Origin of the sequence: Methylobacterium sp. Leaf104 (genome assembly GCF_001422885.1) — a bacterium.
GTDB lineage: Bacteria > Pseudomonadota > Alphaproteobacteria > Rhizobiales > Beijerinckiaceae > Methylobacterium.
Genome location: NZ_LMMZ01000023.1, coordinates 537324 through 555035, shown reverse-complemented (window position 1 = coordinate 555035; position 17712 = coordinate 537324). Strand labels below are relative to the sequence as shown.

The 17712-nt window shown below is 67.8% G+C and carries 16 protein-coding genes; 4 read left to right on the top strand and 12 right to left on the bottom strand.

Annotated features, from left to right (window positions below):
• Window positions 1-3 precede the first annotated feature (3 nt).
• Window positions 4-837 carry an OmpA/MotB family protein gene (locus tag ASF49_RS15085; RefSeq protein WP_056474250.1) on the top strand — a complete coding sequence of 278 codons (834 nt, stop codon included), beginning with the start codon at window positions 4-6 and terminating at the stop codon, window positions 835-837.
• 113 nt (window positions 838-950) lie between these two features.
• On the opposite strand, the gene ASF49_RS15080 is transcribed toward ASF49_RS15085, so the two are convergent.
• Together ASF49_RS15080 and ASF49_RS15075 are read right to left on the bottom strand one after the other, a co-directional pair.
• Window positions 951-1457: a CAP domain-containing protein gene (locus ASF49_RS15080; protein ID WP_056474246.1), complete on the bottom strand. Its 507-nt coding sequence runs from the start codon at window positions 1455-1457 to the stop codon at window positions 951-953.
• Window positions 1458-1482: 25 nt separating this feature from the next.
• Window positions 1483-4173: a DUF3772 domain-containing protein gene (locus ASF49_RS15075; protein ID WP_056474243.1), complete on the bottom strand. Its 2691-nt coding sequence runs from the start codon at window positions 4171-4173 to the stop codon at window positions 1483-1485.
• A 597-nt stretch (window positions 4174-4770) separates the two neighbouring features.
• On the opposite strand from ASF49_RS15075, the gene ASF49_RS15070 reads away from it, so the two are divergent.
• The gene (locus tag ASF49_RS15070) at window positions 4771-5319 is read left to right on the top strand and encodes an HNH endonuclease (RefSeq protein ID WP_056474240.1); all 549 of its coding nucleotides are present in this window, start codon (window positions 4771-4773) and stop codon (window positions 5317-5319) included.
• Between the two features lie 330 nt (window positions 5320-5649).
• On the opposite strand, the gene ASF49_RS15060 is transcribed toward ASF49_RS15070, so the two are convergent.
• From ASF49_RS15060 to ASF49_RS15050, 3 genes are all read right to left on the bottom strand, one after another.
• Complete coding sequence (locus tag ASF49_RS15060; RefSeq protein WP_056474225.1) at window positions 5650-6477, bottom strand: outer membrane protein; 828 nt, start codon at window positions 6475-6477, stop codon at window positions 5650-5652.
• A 145-nt stretch (window positions 6478-6622) separates the two neighbouring features.
• Complete coding sequence (locus ASF49_RS15055; protein WP_244472835.1) at window positions 6623-7405, bottom strand: outer membrane protein; 783 nt, start codon at window positions 7403-7405, stop codon at window positions 6623-6625.
• Between the two features lie 283 nt (window positions 7406-7688).
• Window positions 7689-8537 (bottom strand): outer membrane protein, encoded by an 849-nt coding sequence (locus ASF49_RS15050; RefSeq protein WP_056474219.1) that lies wholly within the window; start codon window positions 8535-8537, stop codon window positions 7689-7691.
• Window positions 8538-8767: 230 nt separating this feature from the next.
• On the opposite strand from ASF49_RS15050, the gene ASF49_RS15045 reads away from it, so the two are divergent.
• Window positions 8768-9100 carry an MmcQ/YjbR family DNA-binding protein gene (locus tag ASF49_RS15045; RefSeq protein WP_056474214.1) on the top strand — a complete coding sequence of 111 codons (333 nt, stop codon included), beginning with the start codon at window positions 8768-8770 and terminating at the stop codon, window positions 9098-9100.
• A 6-nt stretch (window positions 9101-9106) separates the two neighbouring features.
• Here the strand turns inward: ASF49_RS15045 and glmM are convergent, their stop codons facing one another.
• From glmM to ASF49_RS15015, 6 genes are all read right to left on the bottom strand, one after another.
• Entirely contained in the window at window positions 9107-10450 is a 1344-nt protein-coding gene (glmM, locus tag ASF49_RS15040; protein WP_056474211.1) for a phosphoglucosamine mutase, read from the bottom strand.
• A gap of 245 nt (window positions 10451-10695) precedes the next feature.
• Window positions 10696-12612: an ATP-dependent zinc metalloprotease FtsH gene (gene ftsH, locus ASF49_RS15035; RefSeq protein WP_056221088.1), complete on the bottom strand. Its 1917-nt coding sequence runs from the start codon at window positions 12610-12612 to the stop codon at window positions 10696-10698.
• A gap of 160 nt (window positions 12613-12772) precedes the next feature.
• Complete coding sequence (tilS, locus tag ASF49_RS15030; RefSeq protein WP_156653034.1) at window positions 12773-13774, bottom strand: tRNA lysidine(34) synthetase TilS; 1002 nt, start codon at window positions 13772-13774, stop codon at window positions 12773-12775.
• A complete protein-coding gene (gene ybgF / locus ASF49_RS15025; protein WP_056474205.1) occupies window positions 13771-14736 on the bottom strand; it encodes a tol-pal system protein YbgF in 966 nt (321 codons plus the stop codon). The genes tilS and ybgF overlap by 4 nt, the downstream gene beginning before the upstream one ends.
• 169 nt (window positions 14737-14905) lie before the next feature.
• Window positions 14906-15421: a peptidoglycan-associated lipoprotein Pal gene (pal, locus tag ASF49_RS15020; RefSeq protein ID WP_056474202.1), complete on the bottom strand. Its 516-nt coding sequence runs from the start codon at window positions 15419-15421 to the stop codon at window positions 14906-14908.
• A 294-nt stretch (window positions 15422-15715) separates the two neighbouring features.
• Window positions 15716-16105, bottom strand: coding sequence for an Hpt domain-containing protein (locus tag ASF49_RS15015; protein WP_082511301.1), 390 nt, complete (start codon window positions 16103-16105; stop codon window positions 15716-15718).
• Window positions 16106-16216: 111 nt separating this feature from the next.
• On the opposite strand from ASF49_RS15015, the gene ASF49_RS15010 reads away from it, so the two are divergent.
• The gene (locus tag ASF49_RS15010) at window positions 16217-16627 is read left to right on the top strand and encodes a response regulator (RefSeq protein ID WP_056474199.1); all 411 of its coding nucleotides are present in this window, start codon (window positions 16217-16219) and stop codon (window positions 16625-16627) included.
• Between the two features lie 13 nt (window positions 16628-16640).
• Here the strand turns inward: ASF49_RS15010 and ASF49_RS15005 are convergent, their stop codons facing one another.
• On the bottom strand, window positions 16641-17711 hold the full coding sequence (locus tag ASF49_RS15005; protein WP_243214414.1) for a WcbI family polysaccharide biosynthesis putative acetyltransferase: 1071 nt from the start codon (window positions 17709-17711) through the stop codon (window positions 16641-16643).
• Window position 17712 lies beyond the last annotated feature (1 nt).

The window sequence follows — 17712 nt, the reverse complement described above, 5'->3', positions numbered from 1 at the left end:
CGCATGGCTAAGAAGAAGCGCGGCGGTGCGCATGGCGGCCACGGCTGGTTCGTGACCTTCGCCGACCTGATGGCGCTCCTCATGAGCTTCTTCGTGATGATCGCCGCCTATTCGACCCAGGATCAGAAGAAGATGCAGGCGGTGGCCGGTTCCATGCGCGACGCCTTCGGCGTCAACAAGGAGTCGCGTTTTGCCGGCATCATCGAGAAGGACGGGTTGCCGTACGCCGACAAGGTCAAGTTCCGCCGCGACGTCGCGCCCGAACGCGCGTCCGACCACACCACCCCGCCCGCCGTCGACGGCAACGTCGACGAGGGCATGCCCGACAAGGGTTATCCGGACGGGGCCGGCCTCGCGGCCGCGAGCCTGCGCCAGGCCTTGCAGGACATGCCGGAGATCGCCGAGCTGTCGAAAAACATCGTCGTCTCGCCCTCGCAGCGCGGGATCGACCTGTCCATCGTCGACCAGGATGGAGCCTCGATGTTCCCCGATGGGTCGAGCCGACCCAATGCCCGGACCCGGCGCCTCCTCGAGCGCATCGCGCTCACCCTGCGCAAGATGCCGAACCGAATCGCCATCACCGGCTACACCGCCACGGACCGGCCCGGAACACGGCCGCCCGCACCGCCCTGGGAACTCTCGACCAACCGGGCGATCAGTGTGCGCGAGATCCTCGCCGGCAGCGGCGTGCCCGACGACCGCTTCGCATCCGTGGCCGGCAAGGCCGATACCGAGCCGTTGTTTCCGGACAATCCTTACCTGCCCGCCAATCGCCGGGTGACGGTGACGCTCCTCAGCGAAACCTCCCCCACTCCGCGGATGAAGACCCTTCCCTGAACGCCGTGGGCCGCGACGGCGTGCACCCAGCCGGGCCGTCCAGCTCTTCAGGTCGTGGTCGCGAAGGTCGGCACAAGCCTCGGGTCGAGATCGGTTTTTCGGCTCGGCGAAGATCACTTCGCCAGCAGCAGCGCCCAGTAGACCTTGTACTTCGAGCCGGGCGCGTAAGCGGTGGCGATTCCCATGCGCTGGGCGCCGGGAGCCAGCATCGCGGCGTTATGGGCCGGGCTGTCGCGCCATCCCGAGAAGGCCTCGGCCAAGGTGTGGTAGCCGGCCGAGAGATTGGCCTCGGCCGCATCGAAACCGAGCCGCTCCACCGCATTCTTCACCGTCTGCGCCCGGCTCGGCTTGTCGGCGGCGGCCATCGCGGCGGCTTCCGCCTCGGCGAGCTTCTGCAGTTCGGGGTCGAGGCGCAAGGCTCCGACGCCGCTCCGGGCGCGATAGGCCGAGATCATGTCGCGGGCGGTCGCCGTGTCCACCTGCGCCGATTGCGTCGTCATCGGCCAATACAGGCTCGGCAGCGTGGCGTTGACGGGCTCGGGGGTGGCGCAGCCCGTGACGAGCAGAAGGCCGCCGGCCGCGAGGCCGGTACCGACATCCCTTAGCGATCTGCGCCCCACGTCACGATCTCCTCAACGTCCCGCGTCAGCTTCCTGCGCGCCGCCGGGCCGCCTCCGCCGAGCGCATCGGCTCGGCTTCGTCGAGCCGGTCCTCGGCGCGCTGCGTCGAGCCTTGCTCCCCGGAGCGTTGCGGCTGCGTAAACACGCTGGCGATCTGCCCCACGGCGCTCTGGAAGGAATCCAGGCCCTGCACGGTGACCACGCTGGAGCCCGGCCCGAGATCCGGGATCATTCCGGCCTTCGACAAGGTCTGAAAGACCGTAAGGTTCAAATCGTTCTGCACTTTCAGACTGAGGCTGACGTCGACGATCATGACGATCAGCTCGAACTCCAGGAACGGGTCGCCGATCTTGCGGAAGACCACGCGGGGACCGGGCTCCTTGAGCACGTCCGGCTGCGCCTGGGCGCAACCCATCAGCAGTTCGGCGGCGTGAACCGGGTCCTGGTTGCGCAGGACGCTGACCGTGATGCTGACGCGGCCGGTGCGGTCGCCCCGCACCCGGTTCTTCACGATGCCGGAAATCAGGTTCGAGTTCGGGACGATCACGGCCGAGCGGTCGAAGGTCTGGATCTCGGTGGAGCGCACGGAGATGCGCTTCACGATGCCCTCGCTGTCGCCGATCAGCACCTGGTCGCCGACCCGGATCGGGCGCTCCCAGAGCAGCAACAGGCCCGAGACGAAGTTGTTGACGATGGATTGCAGGCCGAAACCGATACCGACCGAGAGCGCGCCGGCCACGATGGTGAGCTTCTCCAGGCTCAGTCCGAGGTAGGAGAAGGCCAGCGCCAGGGTGAGCAGGAAGCCGATGTAGCCGGCGATGGTCGAGATCGAATTGCGCAGGCCGGCATCGAGGTCGGTGGCCGGCAGGTAGGTCTGTTCGAGCCAGCGCTGGATCGCCCGCGTCACCGCCATGCCGAGGAGCAGGAGGCCGATCGCGAGCACGATGGTCGAGAGCGAGATCGTGACGTCGCCGACCTTGAAGCCGAAGAAGGCGCTGCGAACCGAACTGAACACGTCCGTCGAGTCGAGCCCCCAGGGAGCCAGGGCCAGGAGCGCGGCGACGAGGACCAGCACCACCCGCGCGAGCCCGGTCGCCAGCACGGCGATCTGGTTGATCGAGCGCTTGCGCAGACCGGTATTGGCCTGGAGTGCGGTCGCGATCTTGGTGTCGTCGCCGAGGGTGCCGCCGATGAAGGTGTCGGCGCTGGAGATCAGGAGGAACAGCAGGACGAACAGGCCAGCCGTCCAGACGAGCTGATCGATCACGAAGGCCGCGAAGGCGACGTAGCCGGTGAGGGGAGCGATGGCGATGACGACCGCCGCCGCCCAGCCGAGCAGCCGCGCCGGACCGCCGATGCCGGTGGTCGCCTCCGGCGCCACGTAGGGGCCGAAGCAGGCTTCCTCCTGCTCGGCGGAGTCTGCGAAGCGGTGCAGGCCGATGGCCAGGATCAGCGCCGTGGCGAGGGCGCCGATGCCCCGGGTCGCGATCGAGACGGGCAGCGCCGCCGAGATACCCGAATTCAGGGCCTCGATCGACTTGACCACCGTGATCACGACCGCGATGCCGACGGCCAGGCGCGTCACCCGTGCCGCGGCGGCGTCGCTCATGGTCGCGACCCGCCAGGACGGCTTGTCCGGCGAGAGCAGCGCGTCGGCCAGCGCCTCCACGAAGGCGATGAAGGCGAGGCCGCCCAGGATGGCGCCCGCCACCGGCAGCAGGCGCAGGGGCAGGAGATCGGTCGCGTCGAGGGCGTAGTAGACCGCGTAGCTGCCGATGAAGGCCGGGATCGTGCCCAGCAGGAAGACCCGCCAGGCCGCCAGCAGTTTCCGGCGCGGCGAGGGGTCGACCGCCTTGGCGTCGCGGCGCCCGAACCGTGGGGCGATGTTGCGCCGGCCGAAATACAGGGCGATCGAGATGCCGAAGGCGATCCCGAGCAGCAGCAGGTTGCCGATGGTGCCGTTGCGGGCGAACAGGGTCGCGGTGTCCTCGACCGCGCCCTGCAGCGCGCGCAGGTCGCGCGGAACGTCGGCGGCGATCCGCATCCACAGGTCTGGGCTGACGAGGGCGGTCGAGCGCTCGAACAGGCCGCGGGTGAAGGCCGCCCGCCGGCGGTTCGAGACCTGGTCGACGATCTGGTCGCTCTGGACGAGGAGCGACTTGGCCAGCCGCTGGGTCTCGTCGATCTCGGCGACGGCGTGTTCGCGCTCCGTCCGCTCGCGCGCCACGTCCTCGCCCTCCTCGCCCTCCTTCGGCTTCGGGCCGAGCTGGGTCAGGCGCTCGCGGGCGGCCTCGAGACGCGGCGTCGTGATGTCGATGACGTGGCGGATCTTGTCGGCGATGGCCTCGATGCCGTCGCGGGCGCGTGTGAGGTCGCCGCTGCCGACATTGGGTCCGGTCAGGATCTTCTCGCGCTGCTCGAGATCGGCCTTGGCGCTGTCGAGCTGATCGCGGACGTTCTGGATCTGCTCGGACACGACCGGCTTCGGAGCCGGCGCCTTCGCCGCCTTGGCGTCCGCCGGCGCCGCGTTCGGACCGGGTTTGGCCTGTGTCGGGGAGGGCTGCGTCGCGGCTGCCGGTGCCGATTGCGCTGGTGCCGCGGGCGCGCCCTGCCCGCTCGCACCCACGGGAGCCAGGACGAGGGCGCCGAGCCAGGCGGCGATCAACGCCGTTCTCCGGATGCCGCGGGTCGTCTGGCCTCTCGGGAAACCGCCCATGATGATCCTTTCGCGCCGCGCTGCCGCACGGTCCTGGCGCGCCGTCGCGCCTCGCCTCGTCGGGCCACTGGCAACCCGCATGCCCGAAGGGCGCGGGCAGGACCTGCGCGACTCGGGACGGCGGGGAGCGACCGGGTCCCGCCCCATCGCCGAGCAATGGGGCGAAAGGCTGACGGCGCGCCGGTTCTGGAGCGAATGCCGTGCTGCGGGGCCGGTCGGTGCCGCCGGGCCGAGGGCCTGTGGGCGCGACCTCGTGGAAAGCGCCGATGACCTTCACAAGCGTGTCACGCTGATATTAGACTAAATCCCGATGGACTTGGCCTTTTCGTTCCCGTGCGAGGAGGTGGCGACGACCATCCGCGCCGATGAGCGTCGCCACGAATCGGGCGTTTCCGCCCGATGCGACGGCTTTTGGCCAATGACCGCTTCTCCCGCGCCCCGCCGGCGCCCGTGCGGAGGCCGGTCCCCGCACCTGTCCCGGTCCGTGCGGCGACGCCCCGGGATGCGGAGATGTCCCATCTTTCACCAACACGGGATGATGCGCCGGCCGACCCCTGCGCGTTGTCCCTCCGTTGACCCGTCGAGAGGGTAGCGCCGATGCTGGATCTCCAAACGCTCGTTCTGAATGCGGATTACCGGCCGCTCTCCTACAATCCGCTGTCCCTCTGGTGCTGGAAGGACGCCTTCACGGCGCTGTTCCTGGACCGGGTCACCCTGGTGGCCAGCTACGACGTCGAGGCTCGGTCCCCGTCCCGGTCACTGCGGGTGCCCAGCGTGGTCGCCCTGAAGAGCTACGTGACGCTGGCCCGCAGCCCCGCCTTCACCCGCTACAACATCTACCTGCGCGACACCTTCTCGTGCCAGTACTGTGGCCTGCGGCTCCCGGCCGGCGGCCTGACCTTCGACCACGTGGTGCCCCGGTCCCGCGGCGGCCTGTCGAGCTGGGAGAACGTCGTCGCGGCCTGCTCGCCCTGCAATCTGCGCAAGGCCAACCGGACGCCCGCGGAGGCCGACATGCCGCTGCTTCACGAGCCGCACCGGCCGACGCGGCACGAACTGCACCGCCGACAGCCGGAATTCGACCACCGGGAGTATCACCACACCTGGCTCGACTACTTGTACTGGGACACCGAGCTCGAGAACTGAGGGGACTTAGGGCACCCGGAAGCGAGGCGGCGGTTCGTTGTAGAGAGGGAGCGCGAGGGACCGCGGTGCGCGCGGAGCCGGAGCGATCAACACAGGCCGCAGCGGTGCGACGTAGGACGGATCGCGGTAGGCGATCTGTGGCGGCGGGAGCGGACGCCGGTAGGACGGGCCGGGTTCACCGCCCGCGCGGACCGGACTGGCGCCCGCGGACACCATCACGGCGCTGGCGAAGAAGACGAAGCGAAGCATCGCGCCCCCTGCGAGAAAAGCGAATCGAACACGGACGTTCACAGTCGGACCTGTGCGCGAACTCACAATTTACGATAACGGTCAGAATTTTACGCCGAGCGCGCTTCGAAAGGTGCTGAGACTCATCTTGTGATCCCCGAATTGGGCGAACCAGACATACTGGTACTCCGCCCTAAGGAATATGTTCTGGGTCACGGCATAGTCGATGCCAGCGCCGAGAGTTCCGCCTAGGGCATACCGTTCCTTGACCGTTCCACCGGAACGGGTCAGGCCGCCAAGCGGTACCGTTTGCAGTGCGTCCTGAAACTCGGAAACCGAGACGAATACATCGCTGCCGACATGGGCTCGCCCGATTGCGAAGCCGCCTGTGAAGTAGGGCAAGAATGACCCGAGTACGACACCACCGCGACCACGGATGGTTGCATAATCCTGGAGTGCAGCTCGGGAATTCGTACTCACGAAATATGACGCATACGTGCCGTCATTGTATACAAGTCTGCGACCTATGCTATCGCTGGATAGGCTTTTCTGATTGAGGCTTGTGTAATCGACTTCGAAGCCGACGACGGCTTCATCGAACTGAAAGTTGTAGCCCGCGAACCCACCGAACGAGAGGCCGTGCCCAACGCCTGGACGAAGGGTGTTGCTTTGAGAAATCTTGAATTCCTGCTCAATCGTCGTACTTCTCAGGGCCTGCTCGAGGTCTGTCCGACCAGCTTTTCCGAAGTTGAAGTCCGTCGACGTATAGCCTGCGTGCCCACCGAAATAGACGCCGTTCCAGTCGATGACCTGGACCTCGGGCTCGTAATCGGCGCCGCGCAGAACACCGTAATCGAGGTCGGCGCTGTGGGCCGGCGCGACGACGCCGAGGGTGAATCCGGCCAGGAGCGCGAGGGTAACGGTACGCATCGATGTCGTCCTCAAGGCACCAGCCCGACGGGTCAGATGGCTGGGCCTGTAGTTTCTTTTTACTTGAGTAACCTTAACGGTCCGTTGCTCTGCGCTTTCAGGCGAGGACGAACCTGAGGTCAAGACGTGTTCCAATCGCGTTCGCCTACTCGTACGGATTGCGGTTCAAACTCGGAATCGGGAGGCCGGCGAGACGACCCGGACCACCCGCGAAGCTGTAGCGCAGGCCGACGCGGACCTCGTGCGAGGCGAGGTCCTTCAGGCGCGAATCGAAGCCGAAGGCGTCCAGCCCCGTCTTCGCGCGGCCGAGATCGACGTAGCGGTAGCTGGTGTCGAGGCTCAGGCCACCCCCGATCTCGTAGGAGACGCCGCCGGTGAGGGCCCAGGCCAGGGAGGTGACCGACCGGCTCGGACGCCGCACCGCATCCCGTACACCGGTGCCCGCATTGCCGTCACAGGAATCCACGGTGCAGGTCGTCTGCGTGTAGGCTTTGCCGAAGCCCTTGTCGGCGAAGCCGATGCCGCCGCCGATATAGGGGGTCAGGCCCCACCACGTCCCGAGATCGGCGTAGACGTTCACGAGCCCGGTCAAGATGTCGATCTGGCCCGCCTCGACGTTGTAGCCGGTGACGAACCCCGAGCCGGACGAATAGGCGGTGTAGCGGGATGGATTGCGCTGATCGATCGTCGCGTCGACGCGCAGCCAGTTGTTGATGCGGTAGCCGATGCCGCCGCCATAGCCGGGCACGGTCTCGAAATCCATGCGGAGCAGTGGCGGTGATCCGGACGGGGGATGGCTCGCATCTCGCGGTTTCGCGTAGTCGCTGACCGTGGCATCTACCCGCAGGTACCAGCCATCCCCGATGACCACGGGGGCTGCGGGCGGAGGCGGAAGGAGGTCGGCAGACAAAGCGGGCCGTTCGAACATCGATCCGGCCAAAGCTACGACGAGGATCGAAATGGTGCAGGATCGCGGTGCGGCCATGACGTCCTCATACAGACAATACGCGTGATGCGCCGGTGCAGTTGCAAACTGTAGGGCGGACCGGTCAGGTGACTGTAGAAGCCGAGTGTTAGAAAAGACTTAACCTTAACGCTTTTCTAGATCTGTTGAGATAAAATTCATCGCAACGAAAGCAGGCGCGGATGCTATCCGCGCCTGCTTTCGTCGGTTCCATTCTCGATTGAGAGCCGGACTGGGGGCCTCGCCTTCAGTATTTCCGAACGAGAGGTCCTGGCTCGGGCGCGTAGCTGGCGACGAGCGGAGCAGCACCTCCGAGAAGCCACCGCATGCCGACCTTCACGTCATGGGACGTGATGTCCTTGGCTGTGTAGCTGTAGGGAAGATCGCAGCCATTATTGAAGCAGTTGATTGCTCCCAGCTTCACGCTGCCGAGATTGGAATAACGATACCCGAGCTCGAGTTTCAGGTTGGGCGTCACGCTGTAGGCCAGACCTGCTTGGGCTGACCATGCGAATGTCGAGGAGTATTTTTCGCGAGCGATTCCGGATCCGGCAGGGCCGATATCATTGAACCCGCTGACGTGGTGGAACGCTGAGCCGACGCCGCCGCCGATATAGGGAGTAACCCCGTACCACGTCCCCAAGTCGATGTAGCCGTTGGCCATGACAACCACAGACGCAAGGTTTGCATTGTAGTAATCTAAGTACTTGTAAGTCGGGGTTTCGAGTGTGCTGTCGCTGAAGTTCAGTCGGCTGCCGCCGCGATATTCGCCGGTGATGTCACCGCGGAGGAAGGCGTTGAACTGATAACCGACGCCGCCACCCGCGAAGAATGAGCCACTCACGGCCTTCTGTTCGATCTGATAGGTCGGCGGCAGATATCCGTCCTGCCGACGCGTGACGATCTTGTTGACCTCGACCGCACCCGCGCCGACATCCCCGCGCAGATACCAGCCACCGCCGATCTCGACTGGCGGGGGGAGCGGCTCGGGCGGCAGCGGAGGCAGAAGATCCGCCGCTTGGGCGAGGCAGGGCGCTGCCACGCTCGCAATGAGCGTGATCGAGCGCGCCAAGGAAGTCAGCTTGGTGCGGCGCATCGGATGTCCTTCAATCGACCGTGTGCCGGAAGCTCGAGACGCCGGCGGGATGACAGGGACATCATGGGCAGCAAGGGTTAAATCGGGTTTAACGTTAAATCTTATCCTTGCCGAAGCGTTGACGGCGTCCCTTGGGCTCTGTTCCCCTATACGCTTCCACTGGCCTGCCGCGCGGTTCTGGGCGGCGATATCCTTGTCGGCTGCTCGGTTACCATGGAGATGCGGCACTCGTGAGCGTGAGACCGGAGGACGTCCGCCGCCTCGCATCGGCCCTGCCGGAGGTGGTCGAGGGCGCGCATAGCGGCCATCCGGATTTTCGGGTGCTGGGCCGGATCTTCGCTACCCTCTGGGTGGACGAGGAGCGCGTGGTCCTGCGGCTGTCACGGGCGCAACAGGAAGCCTGGACCGAGGCCGAGCCCGATCTGTTCGAGGCGGTGGACGGTGCCTGGGGCCGCCGGGGTTGGACGAGCCTTGATCTGTGGGAGGCCGACGAGGAAACGTTGCTCGCCGCCCTCCTGGCGGCGTGGCGGCAGGTCGCGCCGGCGGCCTACGACCGCCTGTGATCCGCTTCAGGCGGCCGCCTTGGCCACGGCATCCACGACGTCGTCCACCACTTCGTTGACGAGGCGTCGATCGTCGCCCTCGGCCATCACACGGATCACCGTCTCGGTGCCGGACGGGCGGATCACGAGGCGGCCGGAATTGCCCAGGCGCTCGCGTGCCTGTGCGATCGCGGTGACGACGGAGTCGGCGTTCAGGGGCTCGCCGGAGCGGTAGCGCACGTTCTTGAGAACCTGGGGCAACGGCTCGAAGCAGTGGCAGACCTCGCTCACCGGTCGCTCCTGGCGCTTGACGACGCTGAGGAGCTGCAGGGCGGCCACGAGGCCATCGCCGGTGGTCGCATAGTCGGACATGATGATGTGTCCCGACTGCTCGCCGCCGAGATTGTAGCCGTGCTCCCGCATGTATTCGAGCACGTAGCGATCACCCACGGCCGTGCGGGCGAGGTTGAGGCCGATACCGCCGAGAAAGCGCTCGAGACCGAGATTGGACATGATCGTGGCGACCAGACCCGGTTGCGTCAGGCGATCGTCTTCCTTCCACGACCGGGCGACCACGGCCATGAGCTGGTCGCCGTCGACGGATTGTCCCTTCTCGTCGATGATGAGGACGCGGTCGGCGTCGCCGTCCAGGGCGATGCCGATATCGGCGCGCAGCTCCCGGACCTTGGCGGCCAGGGCTGCCGGCGCTGTCGACCCGACATCGTGGTTGATGTTGAAGCCGTCGGGCTCCACGCCGATGGCGATCACCTCGGCGCCGAGCTCCCACAGCGTCTCGGGCGCCACGCGGTAGGCCGCCCCGTTGGCGCAGTCCACCACGATGCGCAGGCCGTCGAGGGTGATGTTGCGCGGGAGCGAGCGCTTGGCGAACTCGATGTAGCGGGCGTGCACGCTCTCGATGCGCTTGGCGCGCCCGAGGTCGCGCGGGCCGGCGAGGCGCTTGTGCAACTCGCCGTCGATCAGGGCCTCGATCTCGCGCTCGACCTCGTCGTTGAGCTTGAAGCCGTCCGGCCCGAACAGCTTGATGCCGTTGTCCTCGAACGGGTTGTGCGAGGCCGAGATCATCACGCCGATGTCGGCGCGCATCGAACGGGTCAGCATCGCCACCGCGGGCGTCGGCATCGGTCCGAGCTGGAGCACGTCCATGCCCATCGAGGTGAAGCCGGCGATCAGCGCCGTCTCGATCATGTAGCCGGACAGCCGCGTATCCTTGCCGATCACGACGCGATGGCGATGGTCGCCCCGCTGGAAGATCAGGCCCGCTGCCTGACCGACCTTGAGAGCGAGCTCCGGCGTGATGACGCCGTTGGCCCGGCCCCGGATGCCGTCCGTGCCGAAATACTTGCGCGACATGAGCTTCGCGTCCCGTCTTCTGTCTTCGGTGTAGGGGAGCCGAGTTCGCCTCAAGACGCCATCCTTCAGCTCGCCGTCGGTGACGATGCTTCGATACGAGGTTCGTGGCCGGTCCTGAAGATCCCGTATGCGGACCTCGTCGGGGCGGAACAAATCCGGCGTATCGTTCGGAGTGCCTCGATACGAACGAGCCCGCCAGGGGCGGGCTCGCGCTTCGTGATGGTGGGACGATCGCGACGAGGCGATCAGGCCTGTGGCTGTGGCTCCAGGCCGTCACTGCCACGCGGGCGACCGCGACCGGCGGAGGGAACCGAGGATCCGCGCAGCGTGGTCGGCCCGTCGCCCGCATCGCGGATCGGCGGCTTTCCGGCGATCAGGTTCTTGATCTCGTCACCGGACAGGGTCTCGTATTCGAGAAGACCCTGGGCCAACGCCTCGAGGTCGTCCTTGTGCTCGCCGAGGATGCGGCGGGCTTCCTCCAGCCCGGTCTCGACCAGGCGACGGACCTCCGCGTCGATCTTCTGGGCGGTGGCCTCCGAGACCGTCTGCTGGCGACCCATCGACATGCCGAGGAAGACCTCGTCGTTGTTTTCGCCGTAGGCCACGGTTCCGAGCTCGGGCGAGAAGCCCCAGCGGGTCACCATCATGCGGGCGAGGCGGGTCGCCTGCTCGATGTCGGACTGAGCGCCCGAGGTCACCTTGTCGGCCCCGAAGGTCATCTCCTCGGCGATGCGGCCGCCCATCATGATCGCGAGACGCGAGGTCATCTGCTCGAAGGACATCGAGAGCTTGTCGCGCTCGGGCAACTGCATGACCATGCCGAGCGCCCGGCCGCGCGGGATGATGGTCGCCTTGTGGACGGGATCGGTGGCCGGCACGTTGAAGGCGACGATGGCGTGGCCGCCCTCGTGATAGGCGGTGAGCCGCTTCTCGTCCTCGGTCATGACCAGGGTGCGTCGTTCGGCGCCCATCATCACCTTGTCCTTGGCGTCCTCGAACTCGTGCATCGTGACGATGCGCTTGCCGCGCCGGGCCGCGAGGAGCGCGGACTCGTTGACGAGGTTCATGAGGTCGGCGCCCGAGAAGCCCGGCGTGCCGCGCGCGATGACCTTCAGGTCGACATCCGGCGCCAGCGGCACCTTGCGCACGTGGACCCGCAGGATGCGCTCGCGGCCGACGACGTCGGGATTCGGCACCATGATCTGGCGGTCGAAGCGGCCCGGACGGAGCAGCGCGGGGTCGAGCACGTCGGGCCGGTTGGTGGCCGCGATGATGATCACGCCCTCGTTGGCCTCGAAGCCGTCCATCTCCACGAGGAGCTGGTTCAGGGTCTGCTCGCGCTCGTCGTTGCCGCCGCCGAGGCCGGCACCGCGATGGCGGCCGACCGCGTCGATCTCGTCGATGAAGATGATGCAGGGGGCGTTCTTCTTGGCCTGCTCGAACATGTCGCGCACGCGGGAGGCGCCGACGCCGACGAACATCTCGACGAAATCCGAGCCCGAGATGGTGAAGAACGGCACGTTGGCCTCGCCGGCGACCGCGCGGGCGATCAGGGTCTTACCCGTGCCAGGGGGGCCGACGAGGAGCACGCCGCGCGGGATGCGGCCGCCGAGGCGCTGGAACTTCTGCGGATCGCGGAGGAACTCGACGATCTCCTGAAGGTCCTCCTTGGCTTCCTCGACGCCGGCGACGTCGTCGAAGCTGACGCGGCCGGAGGCCTCGGTGAGGAGCTTGGCCTTCGACTTGCCGAAGCCCATGGCGCGGCCGGCGCCCGACTGCATCTGGCGGGAAAGGAAGATCCAGGCGCCGATGAACACGAGGATGGGCAGCCAGCTCACCAGCAGCTGGATGAACCACGGCGTGTTGTCCGAGGGCGGACGCGCGGTGATCTGCACGCCCTTGCTCTGCAGCTTGGACACGAGGCTCGGGTCATTGGGGGCGTAGGAGGTGAAGTTGCCGCCGCCGACATAGGTGCCGCTGACGTCCTGCCCGGAGATCACAACCGTCTGGATCTTGCCGGAATCGGCATCGTTCAGAAGCTGGCTGTAGGCGATCTCGGAGCCGCCCCCACGATGACCCGGGTTCTGGAACAGGGTCACGAGGGCGAGCACGAGCAGGAAGATGACGACCCACAAGGCGAAATTGCGGAAGTTCGGGTTCATCGATCAATCCCTGGAGGCATCGGGGCCCACCGCGCGAAATGGGGCGGGTCGCTCCTGACGCTCCCCGCCAATGTAGGCAGCGAGTCACCCCTTGCCAAGTCGAAGGGGATGGCGGTGCCATGGCCATGCCGCCGCGGCAAGGCCGCATCGATCGGGAGGGTTACGAAGATCCCCTCGCCCGTCGCGGCGGCGCCGGGATCAGGACGAGATCGCCGGTTCGGGTCAGCTCGAACAGGACCTCGCGCAGGGTCCGGCGAAGTGGCACACCCGCGTGCAGGGCCGGTCGGAGCCCGTCGAGGACGAGGCTCTCCAGCCGGTCCAGCCGCTCCCGACCGCCCGGGGCGATCCGCTCCGCCGCCAGGCTCGCGACACGTAGAAGCACGGCGTCCGAAAGGGTGCCCAGGTGAGCGCCACTCAGGCGCAGGCCCGGGGCCGGCTGGTCCCGAAGCGCCGCTTCGAATGCCGCCTCTGCCAGGGCGCGCAGGGCGGCCTCGTCGCGGGCGCAGCGCGCGGCCAGGCGGCAGAGCCGGTCCGTGCTCAGGCCCTCGCGTTCGAGAGCCGGCACAAGCTGGCGCAGGCGAGCGCGGGCGAAGCGGTCGTCGACGTTGGATGGATCGCGTGCGAACGCGAGCCCGCGCGCCTCGCAATAGGCGACGAGGTCCGCCTTAGAGAGGTGGAGGAAGGGCCTTGCCAGACGAACCGATCGGGTGAGCCTGCGCTCGGCGCGCATGCCGGCGAGGCCGGCCGGTCCGCTGCCGGCCAGGAGCCGCATCAGCACGGTTTCCGCCTGATCGTCGCGGGTGTGACCGGTGAGAACGAACGCGGCCCCGATGGATTCGGCATGCGTCGCGAGGAGGCCGTAGCGAGCGGTGCGGGCAGCCGCCTGCACCCCCCGCACCGGCTTCGGCCCGATCCAGGACAAGGTTCGATGCGGGAAGCCGAAGGTCTCGGCGAGGCGCGCGACGGCCGAGGCCTCCGCGGCCGCCTCCGGTCGCAGGCCGTGGTCGACCGTGGCGACGTGGAAGGTTGGAGCGGGGTCCATCGCGGCGGCCGCGGCCATCAGCGCCGTGGAGTCCGGGCCGCCGGAGACGGCGAGGAGGACCGGTCCACCGGTCAGGTGGGAGCGAAGTGCGGCCTCGACCGCGGAGTCGCGCGCGGTCAGGCGCAGCGTGCGCGCTTCTGTTCGCGGGTGACGCCCTGACGGACGCTGGCGCTGGCCGAGGGGAACTTGCGCTCGAGCTCGGCGAGCGTCGCGCAGGCCTGTTCGCGGGCACCGAGCGCATTGAGCGAAGCGCCGAGCTTCAGCATGGCTTCGGGCGCCTGTGCCGAGCGCGCATAGTCGGTGGAGACCTTCAGGAACTGCTCGGCCGCCTCGCGGTTGCGGTTTCGCTGCAGATAGCTCTCACCGAGCCAGTAGGTCGCGGACGGCACCAGTGCATCGCGCGGATGCGACTGGATGAACTGGCGCAGACCCATCTCGGCCTGCTCGTACTGCCGCTGAAGGATGTAGGCGTAAGCGGCCTCGTAGTCTGCGCGCGCATCCCCCGAGCCCGTGGCGGCCACGCTGCCGGCCCGGGGCGGAGTCGGCAGGGCGCCGGTCGTCGGGACGCGGGCGGGCGGCGTCAGGTCGACCGGACCGCCGAGGCCGGGCGGTGTCAGGCCGGGCTCGTCGTCGTCCGATTCGACGACGGTCGGAGGCACGCTGCGGGCGCGTGGTGCCTCGACGACCGAGGGGCTCGGCGTCGTGGTGCCGAGTTGCATCGGCGCGCCGGGCTGGCCCGGATTGTGGCTCGGATCGAAGGCGTCGCTGCGCTTCTGCGCCTTGGCGGGGGCCGGATTGGAGTTGGCCGGAACCGCCGGACGGCCGCCCTTTGCCTCCTGGAGACGGAACTCCACGTCCTCCTGGAACTTGCGGAGCTGTTCCTTGAGCTGGCGGTTCTCGTACTGCAGCGTCTCGATCTGTCCGGCGGTCTGGCGCGACTGGTTCTCCAGGCGGTTGAGCCGGACGACGAAGTCGGACGCGTCCTGCGCCATCGCCGGGGCCGACGATCCACACAGGATCGATCCCGAGACGAGTCCGGCTGCGGCGGCGAGACGGGTCGCGAGGAGAAGACGGGCAAGCATGGCGGTCGTCACCGGTGGTCGAGGGGGCGGAAGTGCGCTCGCGAGGATCGCGGCCCGCCGATAGCAAATGCTGTCCCCCGCGGCAAAAATGCGGCCATGTCGCGACGCGCCACCTCGCATGCAGGGATCCGGGGGCGGTCGAGCCCCCGGGACCTGTCGCATCCAGACCTCAGGAGCCGGCGCCGCGGTCGAGGACGGTGACGGCCCGGCGGTTCTGCGACCAGCACGAGATGTCGTTGCAGACGGCGACCGGGCGCTCCTTGCCGTAGGAGACGGTGCGGATGCGGCCGCCCGCGATGCCGCGGGACGCGAGGTAGTCCTTCACCGATTGGGCGCGGCGCTCGCCGAGGGAGAAATTGTACTCGCGGGTGCCGCGCTCGTCGGCATGGCCCTCGATCAGGAAGGTGTAGCGCGGGTAGCGCTGCAGCCAGTTCGCCTGCTTGTCGAGCGTGGCGGTGGCGGTGGGCGTCAGGTCGGTGGAGTCCGACTCGAAGAAGACCCTGTCTCCGATGTTCACCACGAAGTCCTGGGCGCTGCCGGGGGTGTTGGCGCCACCGTTCATGCCGCCGGCACCGAACCCGGAGGCATCGGCGAGGTCCTTGTCGTTGGTGCAGGCGGCGACGCTGAGGGCGGCGCAGAGGGCGGCCGCCAGCGGAAACACGCGGAAGCGCGCAATCATGGACATGATCCTGTTCTCCTCGGGCACGGCCGCCGGATCGATGACGATCAGGCCGGCGACGTCGCCTCGCGGGACCCCCTCGGGGCCACATCGGCGGTTCTTATGCGGTCTCGGTTAAGCGAAGGTTCCGTCAACCCTGAGCGAACCTTTCCGAAATCGGCCAAAGCCTCGCGACACGCAGGCGCGACTTCGACCGTTCCGGGATCGGACTCGATTGCGGCATCGGCGCGACGTCCGGACCCGCGGCTGCACTTGCGGTCGAGGCGTGGCCGCACTGCAACATGCGACCGGCCTTCGGTCTCAGGTTCGGTCCTGGAGTGCCCGTATCGCCGCGACGGCGGTGGCCGCGGACTTCCGCGCGGCGGCCAGCGGCGCCGTGAGGTCTGCCCCCTGCAGGCAGGCTCGCTCCACTTCCGAACAGCGGCTGGAGAGATCGAGGAAGCCGAGGGAGCCGCTCACCGAGAGCAGGGTGTGGGCATCCTGGCCGAGGGCAGCGCGTTCCGCGACCGGCGCCTGCAGACGCTCGCCGATCTCGGTCTTGAGGCGGTCGAGGAGATCCATCAGCCGCGTGCGGCCGAAGATGCCTTCCAGTTCCTCCAGGGTGCGGGAATCATAAACCGGCGGTGCGGGCCGGTCCGGCGCATCCTGGACCACGAACCTCCCGGCTTCTCGGGTCGAATGGTCCGGCATGGCATCGTCCAGAACAGAGCGGGGCGTGAGACTTCGCCGACCGTCGCGTCTGTTGATCGGCAGTTAACCGATACAGGACTAAGGCGATCGTGCAAAGAGTTGGTGCGATCCATGCCTCGGCGTCAGATCCTCGTCGTCGAGGACAATTACCTCCTTCTCGAAATGTTGACCGCCCTGTGCCAGCGGAACGGCATCGCAGTTGTCTCCGTCTCCAGCGGCGAGGCCGCGGTGGCGGCCATCCGTCAGGCCGGGACCGCGGCCGGCGGCGCCTTCGCCCTCCTCCTCACCGACATCAATCTCCCCGGGCTCATCGATGGCTGGTCCGTCGCGCAGGCTTTCCGCACCCTCAACCCGGATCGTCCGGTGATCTATGCATCGACGAGCGGCTGCAACGACCGGCGCGCCGTGCCGGACAGCGTCTTCCTGGCCAAACCCTTCCGGATCCAGGACGTGGTCGATCTGGCCACCTCGATGATGCGCGATCCCGAGGCGGATCCGCCGGTCCTGCGCGCGGCCATCTGACGTTCGGGCGCGGTCAGACCCTGAACAGCGCACGCACGGCCGGGTTGGCGCGCCAGCCCTCGACCCGGAGGCAGCCGAGCGCTTCCGGCGGGTGACGCCGGTAAATCGCGAAACTCGCGGCGATGAAGGTCGGCAGGTCGTAGAGTTTCGGACCGCCCCGGCGGCCCCGGTCCTTGAACAGCATCGTGCCCGTCAGGCCGTAGCGTGCGGCGAGATCGGGGTAGAGCGGCCAGACCGCACCGGTGGCGAGATCGTCCGGCAGGTAATCCTCGACCGATGCCGGGCTCGGATTCAGGCCCGCTTCCGTTGCGAGGCGACGGGCGATGTCCGCCAGGACGAACAGCTTGGGATGGTTGAGGACGTGCATGAAGCAGCCGCGTCGCGACCATCGGGCGAGCTCCGACTCCAGCGGGAACCCGAGGTCGCCGGCGGTGCCGAGAAGTTCGGCCGCCGCCACGTTCCAGGCCTCGTAGAAGCCCAGCTGCGCATAGGTGGTGTCCCGGAACAGTTCCGCGGTCTCCCGCGGCCCCCGCCCCTCGAGATAGGCGCACAGGACGATGGCCGAGTGGTAGGGACCCACCGGCGAGGCGACGAGGCGCGCCGCCGACAGCGCGCCGACGTCGCCCACGAGGACCATGTCGGGCTGGTAGCCGGGGAACAGGATGGTCGGATACAGGCGAAGGCGCGGGTCTCCCTCGCCCAGGGCGTGCGCGTTGCCGCCACGGATGAAGCCTTCGGAGAAGAACTGCGTGAAGACGTGATCGAAGGGAGCGAGGTGCGCCTTCAGGCGCTCGAGGGTGCCGTATCGGCGCCCGAGGCCGTCGAACGGGACCAGCTCGACCCGGGCCTGCGGGAGCAACAGGCACAGGGACTGGGCGACGCCCTCCGCCTGGCAGTTCCCCAGCACGGCGATGCGCGGTCCGGTCCGCGACGGATCGATGGCATCGTCGCTGGACCGGCGCCATGCTCTCGCCCAGGATCGCCATGAAGAGACCGGGCGAGCGAGCGAGGCCGCCCGCGCCGCGAGGGAGCCGGAGATCGTGGTGTTGGCCAGGGTCGTGGTCTCGGGGGACGCGTGCGGCAAT